The organism is Nocardia salmonicida NBRC 13393, assembly GCF_001613085.1.
In the GTDB taxonomy this organism is placed as follows: domain Bacteria; phylum Actinomycetota; class Actinomycetes; order Mycobacteriales; family Mycobacteriaceae; genus Nocardia; species Nocardia salmonicida.
Map to the genome: position 1 here is coordinate 189,689 of NZ_BDBR01000017.1, position 11,686 is coordinate 201,374.

General features: G+C 65.1%; 11 protein-coding genes. 3 read left to right on the forward strand and 8 right to left on the reverse strand.

Going from position 1 to position 11,686, the window contains the following annotated elements; all coding sequences use genetic code 11:
• Positions 1-184 precede the first annotated feature (184 nt).
• Positions 185-1,350, reverse strand: a protein-coding gene (locus NS1_RS19860) for an IS3 family transposase (protein ID WP_101466398.1) whose coding sequence is annotated in 2 segments (ribosomal slippage) — positions 185-1,063 and positions 1,066-1,350 — 1,164 coding nt in all. Because the reading frame shifts where the segments join, the coding sequence is not laid out codon by codon here.
• Between NS1_RS19860 and NS1_RS19875 the strand changes: the two genes are divergently transcribed.
• Complete coding sequence (locus tag NS1_RS19875; RefSeq protein ID WP_157125312.1) at positions 1,343-2,458, forward strand: hypothetical protein; 1,116 nt, start codon at positions 1,343-1,345, stop codon at positions 2,456-2,458. The two genes, NS1_RS19860 and NS1_RS19875, sit on opposite strands and share 8 nt — an antisense overlap.
• A 236-nt stretch (positions 2,459-2,694) precedes the next feature.
• Entirely contained in the window at positions 2,695-2,961 is a 267-nt protein-coding gene (locus tag NS1_RS19880; protein WP_157125313.1) for a hypothetical protein, read from the forward strand.
• Positions 2,962-2,968: 7 nt separating this feature from the next.
• Here the strand turns inward: NS1_RS19880 and NS1_RS19885 are convergent, their stop codons facing one another.
• The 5 genes from NS1_RS19885 to NS1_RS19905 form a co-directional block, all read right to left on the reverse strand.
• Entirely contained in the window at positions 2,969-4,015 is a 1,047-nt protein-coding gene (locus NS1_RS19885) for an HNH endonuclease (protein ID WP_084503848.1), read from the reverse strand.
• Positions 4,003-4,299 carry a hypothetical protein gene (locus tag NS1_RS19890; protein ID WP_062986773.1) on the reverse strand — a complete coding sequence of 99 codons (297 nt, stop codon included), beginning with the start codon at positions 4,297-4,299 and terminating at the stop codon, positions 4,003-4,005. The genes NS1_RS19885 and NS1_RS19890 overlap by 13 nt, the downstream gene beginning before the upstream one ends.
• A 560-nt stretch (positions 4,300-4,859) precedes the next feature.
• The gene (locus NS1_RS19895; RefSeq protein ID WP_062986775.1) at positions 4,860-6,533 is read right to left on the reverse strand and encodes a hypothetical protein; all 1,674 of its coding nucleotides are present in this window, start codon (positions 6,531-6,533) and stop codon (positions 4,860-4,862) included.
• Positions 6,530-8,155, reverse strand: a complete 1,626-nt coding sequence (locus tag NS1_RS19900; RefSeq protein ID WP_062986777.1) for a relaxase/mobilization nuclease domain-containing protein — start codon at positions 8,153-8,155, stop codon at positions 6,530-6,532. Before NS1_RS19900 ends, NS1_RS19895 begins: the two co-directional genes overlap by 4 nt.
• A complete protein-coding gene (locus NS1_RS19905) occupies positions 8,152-8,475 on the reverse strand; it encodes a hypothetical protein (protein WP_255284611.1) in 324 nt (107 codons plus the stop codon). The genes NS1_RS19900 and NS1_RS19905 overlap by 4 nt, the downstream gene beginning before the upstream one ends.
• A gap of 718 nt (positions 8,476-9,193) precedes the next feature.
• Here NS1_RS19905 and NS1_RS19910 point away from each other — a divergent pair.
• Positions 9,194-9,847 carry a TetR/AcrR family transcriptional regulator gene (locus tag NS1_RS19910; RefSeq protein ID WP_062986838.1) on the forward strand — a complete coding sequence of 218 codons (654 nt, stop codon included), beginning with the start codon at positions 9,194-9,196 and terminating at the stop codon, positions 9,845-9,847.
• A gap of 27 nt (positions 9,848-9,874) precedes the next feature.
• On the opposite strand, the gene NS1_RS19915 is transcribed toward NS1_RS19910, so the two are convergent.
• Together NS1_RS19915 and NS1_RS19920 are read right to left on the reverse strand one after the other, a co-directional pair.
• Entirely contained in the window at positions 9,875-10,960 is a 1,086-nt protein-coding gene (locus NS1_RS19915; protein ID WP_255284612.1) for a site-specific integrase, read from the reverse strand.
• A 320-nt stretch (positions 10,961-11,280) separates the two neighbouring features.
• On the reverse strand, positions 11,281-11,613 hold the full coding sequence (locus NS1_RS19920; RefSeq protein ID WP_062986782.1) for a helix-turn-helix domain-containing protein: 333 nt from the start codon (positions 11,611-11,613) through the stop codon (positions 11,281-11,283).
• Positions 11,614-11,686: the final 73 nt, after the last annotated feature.

An 11,686-nucleotide genomic window follows, 5' to 3' on the forward strand; every position in this document is an offset into this window, starting at 1 on the left:
GTCGACACCTGCGCTCTATGCTGGCCCCCTGGTTACGGATGGCCGCAAGAACCTGGCCGTTGGCGGCCGATCGACGCTCTATTCACTGATGCTTCCCGGAAGAGTCCGGGGCATCTATGCCTTGCCGGTAGATCGAGACTCTGGCGTAGTCGAATGGGGCTGCTGCAGGATTGGGTGACAGCGGTTAAGCAGCCTGTCGGGCTGCTGGGGACATGATGGTTTCGAATTCGATCGGGGTCAACCGGCCGAGCCTGGCTTGTCGACGCCGCCGGTGGTAAGTGCGTTCGATCCAGGTGACGATCGCGATCCGGAGCTGCTCGCGGGTGTCCCAACGCTGCCGGTCCAAGACGTTGTGTTGAAGCAGGCTGAAGAAGCTTTCCATGGCGGCGTTGTCGCCGGCCGCGCCGACACGGCCCATGGATCCGACCATGCGGTGACGGTTGAGCGCGTGGACGAATCTCCTCGAGCGAAATTGAGATCCGCGGTCGGTGTGGATCACGCAACCGGACACGTCACCGCGCCGGGCAACAGCATTGTTCACCGCGGTCACCGCCAGTCGAGACTTCATCCGCGAATCGATCGAATACCCGATGATCCGGTTGGAGAAGACATCTTTGACCGCGCACAAGTACAGCTTGCCTTCGCCGGTCTGGTGTTCGGTGATGTCACTGAGCCACAACTGATTTGGTGCGTCGCTGCGGAAGTTACGTTGTACCAGATCGTCATGGACGGGCGGGCCCGGTTTGCCGTTCTTGCCGCGCCGCGGCTTGCCGAACGCGCTCCACCACCGATTGTTCGAACAGATTCTCCAGGCGGTCCGCTCGCTCATCGATTCACCTGCTTCGCGGGCTTCGTCGGCGAGAAACCGGTAGCCGAATTCTGGGTCGTCGCGGTGCGCGTCGAACAACGCGTTGGCCCGGAGGGCTTCGGTGAGTTCGCCGGTGGTCACCGGATCGGCCAGCCATCGGTAGTAGGGCTGGCGAGCGAGCTGCAGCACCCGGCACGTCACCGCCACGGGGATTCCCTCGGCGGCAAGCTCTTTCACGAGCGGGTAGAGCCTTTTCCCGGTATCTGAGCCTGGGACAGATAGGCGGCCGCGCGGCGCAGGACCTCGTTCTCCTGCTCGAGCAACCGGATCCGGCGGCGAGCATCGCGCAACTCTGCGGATTCGCTGCGCGTGGTTCCCGGTTTGTTCCCGTCGTCTACGTCGGATTGGCGCATCCATTTCGACAATGTCATCGGATGGACCCCGAAGTCGGCCGCGATCTGGTCCAACGTCACCCCGTCGTCGCGGTTGCGGGCGACCCGCACGACGTCGTCGCGGAACTCTTTCGGATACGGCTTGGGCACTGCGACATCCTCTCAGGCCTGCCTCTCGGCAAGCCATCTCGGTTGTCACCTAGCCCTGCAGCAGCCCCAACTGTTCGCCGCGCAGGTTCCCGCCGCGATCGCTGGTACCGACGACATTGAACAGTTCCGCGACTACACCCCCGACAACGTCGAGAAATGGCTTCGCACCCTGGCGCGGCACCTGGAACATCGCCGCGATACCGGCCGCAACGGCACCGCCGTCCGCCTCGACGAAGTCTGGGAAATCGCTGGCACCACCCGAGCCCGCCTTCTTCACATCCTGGCTGTAGCACTCATGAGTGGGCTCGCGGTCGGGTTCGTGTTCGGTCTCAGGATTGGACTTGCGGCCGGGCTGAATGTCGGGCTCGTAGGTGGGCTCGGGTTCGGCGTCATGTTTGGAGTCATTGTCTGGCTCTCGAAGGCTCCCAGTGCCAGCAGCATCGCCTGGAAAGTGCCCACCCGCACGCGGTGGCCTGCCGGGCTGATGTTCGGGATCTTTGCCGGATTCGGGTTCGGGATCATGACCGGGACGGTGTCCGGGTTGGTAGCCGGGCTAGGGGTTGGGCTCGGCGTCGCGCTCGTGTTCGGCCTCATGCTTGGGCTCTCCGCCAGTCACAGCGATCAACTGGCTATGGGAACCGATGCGCGGTGGCTGATTCGCAATGATCTGCGAGCAGCGGTGTTCGGCGGTGCGATGTTCGGGCTCGGGTTCGGCCTCGCCTTCAGCGCGTCCGACCTCCTAACCGGGCTCCAGATCGGGCTAATCTCCGGGTTCCTGACCGCGCTGATGTTCGGGCATGCGAGTGGCCGGTTCTTCGTGTCCACACTCTTGTTCAAGATCACTGCGGACTTCGCCGGCCGCCCTGCAACCTTCCTCAGCTGGGCCCGCGACAGTGGTCTGCTCCGCGTCAACGCCACCGCCTACCAGTTCCGGCACCAGACTTACCAACTGTGGCTTCTTCGCCGTCCCGATACGGCAAACCCGGGTGAGTCGGGTGCTGGCCCATTCGTTGCGCCGGTAGACGCGCCCGCAGACGCCAACATGCAAGCCTCGCTCGATGAGATCCCGGCGGAGAGCACCGAACAACGTGAAGTCCCGCTGAGGTGAATGAGACTCGACTACCGCCTGGACGTACTTCTTCGCCCCCCGACGGCAGTCCCACTTGACGCCCGCCCCGAGTCCTCGACGCGCCCGACCTAGCGCGTCCGGCCTCTGTTAAGGGTGGGCGTCGGAGCAGGTTTGGCTGGCGGTGGGGTGCGCCGATGGGACCTGGCGTTCGTATTGTCCTCCTCGGGCGGGGTCAGCGGAGCTTGGGCCGCGGCTGGCGCGGCAAGAACCACCTCGTGCTGATGGTCGTCGATCACGATGTCTTCCGGCGCGGTACCGGCGCTGTGGTCGGCCGCGTCCTCGGCCGTTCCAGGCTGCCGTTTCGGTGCCTCGGCAAACTTGATGGCGGTGCCCTCCCCGTCGACGGCGAACACCCTGCTGCCGTTCGCGCAGGCGAACTGCGTAGCAGTTACGTCGTGACGGGAATGCTCGTGATCGTCGGTGGAGGTTTGCGTTGGTTCGGGGTCGCGTTACCTGCCGCACTGATTGCGCCTGCAGCTTGAGGCGTGATCACGTAGCCGATGACAACGTGCGATCCTGTCGCGCGGACCCGACGATGACTCGAAGCTCGGCGACCTCTAACCATTGCGTCGGGCGATGAATCATCTGGTGGCAATTCGCACACAGCAGTACAAGATCATCTAAGGTTGTCTCGACTCGGCCCGTCGTATGTAGCGGTACAGCGTGATGAACGTGAACAAAGTCCTCCCCGATCTTCGGATAGGCTATTTCGAAGTCGAATCCGCAGACCTCACACGCGATGTTGCCCCGCAAAGCCCTGGATTGATCTATCTTTCGCCTGCGTAACTTGGGGTCGCGTTCGTAGATGCGGCTCCAACGTTGCCTCACTCCGCCTTCCACTGCGGCAATGAACGACGCAGCAGACAGCGCATCCGAGCCGACGTCATCGACTGCGGGGACGTTAATCTCGTCCTCCACTCCCAGATCTAGCCGTTGACCTTCCCACAGTTTTCCTGCGAGTGCGTGCATGCCCTCGGCATCTTCAGCGAAGGCAACGGCAACCTGAACCGTACGCTCACGTCCACGCGGAATGGGGTTCGGCGGAGCGAAATACGCATCCCTGAGATAGGGAAGTTTTTCACAGATCCTTTGCTGATCACGGTATTCTGGAATGCTGGGAGCATACACCCATTGTGAACGCAGCAAGTCCGACAACGGCCTTACCAGGCTCCGCAATTCCCAGTAAGCAATTTCGCGCCAACCATGTTGGTTCAGGAAGTCGGCAGCTAATATTAGTTCTTCGGTTCGCCATTCCATCTTCGCACTGATCTCGAAACCGAGTGATCGAAGGCGATCTGCCGCGACAGCACCGCTAGGAGCGACCACAGCAGGGATTGCCCTGTCCGCTACCAATGTATGAGCAAAACCGACAACGGCCTTCAAATCGTACGCGCGCCCGTTGTACAGCAAAAAATACTCACGCGCGGAATTAAGACTATTGTTCCGCAGAAAGTTTGAACGGCCCACCCTATCGATCTCCGCAATCGCCGCCAACACCGCTTCATGCGTCAACGCGGACAGCTTCATCGTATCCATCCCATTACAGGACGATCGATCTGCCGCGCCGGGGTGTGGAGCCACCGTTCGACGTTGTCGGTGGGGTAGTCGCGGAATTGTTCGATGTCGTTGGTTCCGATGATCGCGGCGGGGACGTGCGCGGCGAAAGATCCGCCTCGCACGGCGTCGAGAGTGAGGAAGTCGAGCAAGGCGTCACCGGTCTGCGGGTTCCGGTACCGCGTCGTGGCGGCACGCGATTCCTGCTGAACCTCTGGTTCCGCATGGTCGACCGCAGCGGCGAGGGCGTCGGCAACCCCTGCCAACGAAGCCCAATCTGATTTAGGCCGCCGCCACCGGGTCAGCCCCTTCGCTACGGGCACGCTCGCCCCCGCCGCCGCGCATACGGCCGCAACCTCAAACCCTGTCACGGGAAACAGCCTGCCACCAAAAGCGTTTCCTCACAGCGCCGTCGACCGAAATCTGACAACGCCGCGTGGTGGGCGACTATCAATCCATAGACACCCAGGACGCCTCTGGAGTCATCGCGTAGAGGTCGTTATTCCCGCCTACGTAGTAGACGACGAACACCATCTGACCGCAGCCATAGGCTTTACTACCCGGAGAGTCGAGTCAGCCGCAGGAACGGCCCCTGTGACGGACAGATAGCCCGACGGCGATTACCGACCTCCCCTGACGCCGCCGCCCGAACACCGCGGGGCCGATCGTGGCGCGCCGGATCGAGGGCGGCACTTCGTGACCAAAGTGAGTCGGTGATCGGTCGAGGCGGCACCTGCCATGATGCCGCCTCGTCTCACAGTGGCGCCGTACCTTCGTGACCAATCGGGTGAGCAACGGAGCCGCTGCTCACCCGATCCCGACGTCGTCAGTGCGTCCGTCGCCGGTGGCGAGTGGGAGCCGCTGAGGGCTTCGCCGGTGGCGGGGTGCGCCGAGGGGACTTGATGTTCGTATCGTCCTGCGCAGGCGGGGTAAGTGGGGCGTGGGCCGCTGCTGGCGCGGTAAGCGGCGCCGCGCTGTCTTCGCGCTGGGCAGCACCGGCGCGGCGGTCGGGCGTTTCTGTGTGGGTCTCTGCCCGCGGCCCCGGTGCCTCGACGAACGAAACGGTGACGGCGGTGCCTTCACCGTCCACGACGAACACGGTGTTGTCGTCCACATTGGCAGCCCGCGTGGCATTCACGTCCTTGTGAATATGCGTGTGACCATCGCCGGAGGTTGGCTCGCCTCGACCGGGCTGTGCCTGGTCGCCGTCGAGGATGCCTGGATACCTGCGCGCCAGCAGGGCATCGAATTCGTCGTTGATCTCGCCCACCAATTGGGCCGCGCGCGCTCGATCGAACGGAGACGCGGGGTCAGCGGTGGTGAGCCATTCTTCGGCGACCAAACGGCGAGCATCGTCCTCGGTGCGCGCTTGGGCGCTGGAGGCATTGCCCTTCTTCGCGGCTTCCCGCATCGTCCACGCGGCGTATCCGCTGGGGGCACGGATCTGGCCGCTGTCGAAGTCGATGGTGGCGACCGACTCGATCAGCATCTCCGGGTCGACCCCGTGCGCGGTGAGCACGGTGTACTGGTCCTCGGCGACGTGCCAGCGTGGGTCATCGAGAATCTGATCGGGCACACGGCCGCGCAGTCGGTCCGCCAGAGGCGTCGCGGTGCGCTGATTCTGCCGATCGCCGTCTTGTTCACCGGACTCGGTCGTCGCCTTGCCGCTGTCGGTTCCGCGCCCGCGGCCCGCAGGAGATTGCGAGCGCCAGCGTCGGACTGCTTCGTCCTCGAGACTGCGGCGGCCGTCGCGGGTGTCGCAGTTCGCGTACTCGGTCTCCCAGTTGTGTGCCCATTCGGGGTCGTGCTGTTTGAGCCATCGCCGTGCCACACCCACGGCTGTACCTGTCCTGCCGCCTGTGGCGTCGACCCATTTGCGGATGATCTCGTTCTCATCGAGGCGTCGACCGTCGATGGTGTCGGCAGCGGCGTAACTCTGTTCCCACCAGCGGTACCAGTCCGGTTCGTGCTCCTTGGCCCACGTGCACGCCTGGGCCAGCTCGACGTCTCGCAGGGTCTGGTATCGGCGAGGCCGGGAGGTGGCGTGTAGTTCGTCGGCGTTGCGCCGCAGATCGTCGACCGCTTCGGCCGAGCCGTTGTTGCGCAGCCAGTCGACGACTCGGTCGGCGAGTTCTTCGGACCCGAACACGGCCTCGGCGTGGTTCTCCGTCCAGCCGGCCTGGACTCCGAAACGCCCGTGCGAGAGCGGGGCTACTCGGATGGTCATTCCGGTATCGGGGTGGCGTTCGGCGCGAATGCGCCCCTCTTTCTCTGCGGTGTTCCATTCGTCGGCGTCGGCATGACTGAATTTGGTGACCGCGTGGCGATCGATGACCGCGTTCTTGCGGGCGACGTTTTCGGCGTCGTCCCACGCGGAGCGGCCACGCTGCTCGCGCAGTTGGCGAAGTACTCCCGACAGCGTGCGTGCTGCCAAGGCGATACGCATGGTGTCCTCGCGGGGGATGCCCATCACGGGCGGTTCAATGACCGGCTGGTTCATCGTCGGTGTTCCTTTCTTGTGGGGTGGTGCGGTGATTCACGGGCCCCGCGTCCTGCGGGATATTCGGGGCGGGCGCCCGGTCGAGCAGCGGGGCCGGGCTGTGGCGCGGAGGAGGTATGTGAGGTGGTTGCCGGTACGCGCTGCGGTGGGAGTTGACCGGGAACGGTGCCGGTGGCTTCACCGTGGGCGCGGACGAGGTCTGCGGCTTCGCGGGCACTGCGCGCGGCGGTGATGCGCCGGTTCTGTTGATGCCACGCCGCGATCTCGAGCAGCAGGTCAGCGACGGCGAGGCCAAGCTGCACAGTCGGGTCTCGTTGCAGACCACGCCCGGACAACATCCGAACTGCTGCGAGGTCGCGTGAGATCGCACGGAGTTCGGCGGCGAGTCGCCCAGCGGGGACGGCGGTCAACCCATGCCGAGTGCGCGCCGCGCGGTCGAAGGCCCACGCCGCCTGCGAGAGCGGGCCCTGGCGCGCGGCACCATCGGTGATGGAGGCCCAACTGCCGATGACGTCGTGCAATTCGCGGGCCACCAGCGCGACATCGGATCGCTCGCCGCGCACGGCAGTAGTGACCTCCCGCACGCGTTCGGCGCTGTCGGCCAGCACCGTGTGCGCCTCGCGGGCTGTCGCGGTGATGGCCGCGGCGTCTGCGATGCTGGAGGTTGCGGGCGCGGTCGTCGACCAGCGAGCGGTGACTCGTGGCCAGGACATGTCCGCACCGAGATGTCGGCTGGGTGCGAAGTAGATGGGCTCCCCGGTCTTGGCCGACACGTCGCCGGGAGCCGCGACTGCCCATCCTGTGATCTGCCCGGTGCCGTCGTGCTTGAGGTCGACGAGCACGCCCGCCTCGCGGAGCCGGGCGAGGAACTCGTCGGTGGTGGTCGCAACAGCGGCCGACTCGGTGATCAACTGGCGTAACTGGGTCCGCGCCGCAGCACCAGGTGTCGCGCGCAGCATGCCCTCGTCGCCGGCGGCCTGACGACGCTGGGCCTTCTCCTGCTCGCCGCGCGTCGGGGTCGGTACCGCCATCGGGTCGTTGATGGCGGTCAGCCGCAACCCGAGCGCCTCTTCCCAGCGACGGGCGACTCGGCGCACGGCTTTCCAGTCGTTGTCGGGATAGAACCGTTTGCCGGTGTCGGTTCTGACCATCACGGCCGCGATATGGATGTGGTCGTTGCCGTCAACGGATTTGCCGTGGTGCACCGCGATCCACCGGCACGCCCCGGCGTCGCCCGCTTTCGCGATCCCGGTCTCGTGCAGCATGTCCTCGGCGATGCGCCGCCAGGTCTGTTGGTCGAGTTCGCCGTCCTCGGCACCGATGGCGACAGGCAGGTGCCAGATGTAGCCGTGCTTGGTGTAGCCCGGTTGACCGGGCTCGGGCTGTTGGGCGGGCAGCCCGATCGCCTCCGAGAGCGCGGTGACCTGTCCGGCGAGCTTGCCGATCTCGCCCGGCGCGAAGTCGCAGTCGCCGGGCCCGACCCACAGCGGTTGTAGGGCGTCGGGATCGGACTGCCACGCCGCGATCACCCGGGGGTTCGTGTGCTCGTTGTGCGTGCCCGTTGAGAACAGATACCGGACAAGTCGCCGCCCGTCCCATCCCCGGATCGCTTTGCCGATCACACCGCACCGTGGCGAAGTTGTTCGACCAACCAGACATCGATGCGGCTGTTGATCTTGCGGGTGTAGGTCAGCACCGCGTCGGCGTTGTCGCCGAGTTCGCCGATGGAGTTCGCGTGGCGGGCAACATCGTTCACGTTGCCCGCCACGTTGCCGAGCAACCGGCGTAGCTCGCGCACCTCGGCGATGAGGATCTCCACTTGGCCGCTGGTGCGAACTGTCGCTCCGTTGCGCTGCGCGGCGAACGCCCGCGCCGCACCGACGGCGGCCTTGGCGATAAACGCGCCGGGCCGCAGTCCGACCGTGGCCGCCGCCGCGGTCACCAACGCCCATTCGGCCGGCGCGTACGTCGACCGTCGACTGATCGACCGCGGCTTCGCCGCGTGGGGCCGATGGCCCTGCCCACTCTTCGGAGGCACTTCTCGTCCCTTCGCCTACCGAGCGCCCAGCTGCGCTCTCCGGTCCGGCAGCCCCCTGCCGGACCCGCCGATGTCTCCACCCCGCAGGGATGGAGACATCGGAGCCTCTAGATGCTCTAGAGGCTTTCGATACATTCGAACCACTTCGAGTGTGTCTTGCGCCCACCCCTGGGCGCAACCCAAAAGTGGCCACTTTTGGGATATCTTGCTCACCCAAAGTCAGTGAGTTCACCGTGGCTGAAGCTTCGAACGTGGGAACCCAAGGGCATTCGCGCGGCGGGCAGAAGAAGCACGACGAGTTCCAGCGCGACGGCTCTCGAACGATGACGCCACCACGTCGATTCCCCGCCGCCCAGGTCTGCATCCGACGCCGCCGGCCGGGATCGGGGTGTGTCACGCGATCTTCGGTCGGGGTGGTTTATCCGGTCATCTGTGACATCACCAATTGGTGGATCCTGACGTCTCCTCGATCCGAAGATGTTCGTCTCTGTGAACTTTGACGTCGTGATCTCGGCCGCTTCGTTGGCGGACACATGAGGGAATTGACCGATTCCGGTGTTTTCGTGATCATGATGTGAGTTCCCGCTCACTTTTGTTCCGCGTCCTTCTCGAGGTCAACCTGATGCCACCCTCCGCCGATCAACAACGCAAACGCCCCCAGCAGGATCGTGCGAAGAAAACAAGAGCACGGATCCTCAAGGCGGCCGCCCATCTGTTCGGCGCCCGCGGGATCGGCAACACCTCGACCAACCTGATCGCCGCCGAAGCGGGCATGAGCATCGGCACCCTGTACCGGTATTTCACCGACCGCGAAGAGATCGTCAAGGAGCTCACCGACAGCCTGTTCGTGCAAGCGGAGGAACAATACGGGCGGCTGCTCACAGCGTCGGTCGTCGACGAACCTCGGCGTGACACGGTTGCCGCGATTATCCGCGTCGGGGTCGAGATCCTCGCAGCCAACGGCCCACTCGTGCGCGCGCTGGTGGCCGATCTGCAGTTCTACGGCAGCGGTATCCCCGAATTCGAACCGCGGCTACGGATGCTCATCAAGCTCTACCTGATCCAGTCCCTCGGCCCGACCCATGGCCTCGACGTCGACACCATGGCCTACATCGTGCTCAACGCGGGCTTCTCCACCGCGCTGCGCTCAGTGAAGATGGAAGAAGAGGGCATGGACCGCGATGCGGTGATCGAACAGACCGCCGACATGATCGGGCTCTGGATCACCGCGGTAGCAGAAGAAGAATCACCGGCGCGGTCTCCTGCAACAGCGTAGTTGCCGAGCTGACCATTTGAGCGGACGTCAGAATTCACCAGCACAACCAGTCAGGGTCCGGGCATTCATCGCGTAGACGATGGCGGTTTTGTCGCTGAGACCGAACGTGTTGGCCAGGTGCAACGGGTCAGCATCCACGGCGAATGCTTCGTGCAGGATGCGGTCGACACGGATGCGTTCGAGGTCGATGCCCACCAAATTCAGGTTCCAGGAAAGCGTGTAATCGCTGATCGGCGCGACGCCGGTGGCCGACTCCGGCGAGACGAGCAGATGCGGATTGGTGGTGTTCGGCCATCGCCGGTGACGGTGCTGGAGCCAAGCCACCACGGCGTCGTAGGTGAAGTCGGTGAGAGGGTGAACGACTGTCGCGATCCGGATCCGACGGCCGGACAGGTCGACGTCGTCGAGCAGAAGCTGCCGCACTGTCACCGCCCGTGCGGCGTAAACCGCCGCCAGTGCGACCGTGACCCGCTGCAGCGGAGTGACGCTGGCGGCGCTCATTGAGGCGATCTGAGCGTCGGTCATCGGCAGGACGACCCGGTCAGGCCGGGTGCCGACGCGGACGCGGGCAGTGGGGTCGATGAAGATCGACCGACGGCGTTTGGCGAACCGAAACAACGATCGCAGGGCGACAGTAGTTCCGATGCGGCGGTGCCCGGCGAGCTTGTTCACCATGTCGAGGATGTCCTCGCGGGTGACCTCGCGCAGATGCGTGCGGGTATTCGACCACTCATTCAGCGGCCCGGAGACTCGGCTCAGGTAGGCGTGCAGGGTAGCTTCGCTGCGCGGTCCGGCCCGGGAGTCTCCATCGGCCAGCATGACCAACCAGTCCCGAACATCGTCACGGAATCCGGGTGCGATGCCGTTGCTGCGCCGCTCGATCCAGCGGTGCAGCCGAGACACTGTGTCGTCGACGAGCAGAGCGGATTCGGCCAGAACCTGCGCGGCGATGCGAGCACGGATGGCGCCGAACTCCGCGCGAATCCGGCTGAGCCGGACCATGTCACCGTCGGGAGTGGTGTCCAGCAGCATCCGCAGATCGCTGACCCGGTGCTCCAGCATCGGCGCGGTCCAGGCTCCGGCGTGGGCAATCACCGCAAGCTGGTCGAGCACCGCCTTCACCCTCGGCGGGTCGTCGACAGCGGCGAGATCGTCGAAACGGACCGGGACGAACTCGCTGCGACCGGGTTTGCTGGGTCGGCAACTCGCGCAAAAGACTCGTGGCCGCCCGCACCGGTGACGCTCTCGAACGATCGGACCACCGCACTTTTTGCAGGGATCGTTCCAGCTTTTCGGCAGCTGCCCGGCCCGGCGAGCGGCAGCCGCCGAGGGACGACAGGTGTAGCAGTGCTGGCGTGGTCGTCCGCCGCGCGGGCTCGCGACGGGTGGAATCGGCCCGCCGCATTCGCGGCAGCCCGTGGCCGAATCCGAGTTCATCGGGGCGGCAAGGACCGGCCGGTACTCGGCTTCGGGGAGATCCGCCGCTGTCCGATCCCCAGCTCGCCGACCGCAGTTCGGTGCTCCTCTGCCCCGGCCGAGGCGGTGGCGGCGACAGGTTCGACGGTGATCAGTTCCCCGATCTGGCAGGCCAGCACGGTGCAGAAGATGTCGAGTTCTTCCGGACGCAGGACCGCCGGAGTGCCCGACCACAGCCCCGACATCTTGCCGGTGCTGACCTCCAACCCGTGCTCGGCGAGCATCCGGCGCAGTTCGCTGGCCTTCCAGATGCCTCGGTTCGCCGCGACCAATCGCAGGTTCCACTTCATCGGAGCAGTCCTTCCCATCGGTCACCGGCGCGCTGATGGCCGGCGGCGACCGCGTCCTCGACGCGAGTGCCGT

Bases quoted from the DNA above. Each gene is read 5' to 3' on its own strand.
- NS1_RS19895 (WP_062986775.1), bottom strand. From the start codon at position 6,533: ATGAACCAGCCGGTCATTGAACCGCCCGTGATGGGCATCCCCCGCGAG.
- NS1_RS19910 (WP_062986838.1), top strand. From the start codon at position 9,194: ATGCCACCCTCCGCCGATCAACAACGCAAACGCCCCCAGCAGGATCGT.
- NS1_RS19885 (WP_084503848.1), bottom strand. From the start codon at position 4,015: ATGGATACGATGAAGCTGTCCGCGTTGACGCATGAAGCGGTGTTGGCG.
- NS1_RS19920 (WP_062986782.1), bottom strand. From the start codon at position 11,613: ATGAAGTGGAACCTGCGATTGGTCGCGGCGAACCGAGGCATCTGGAAG.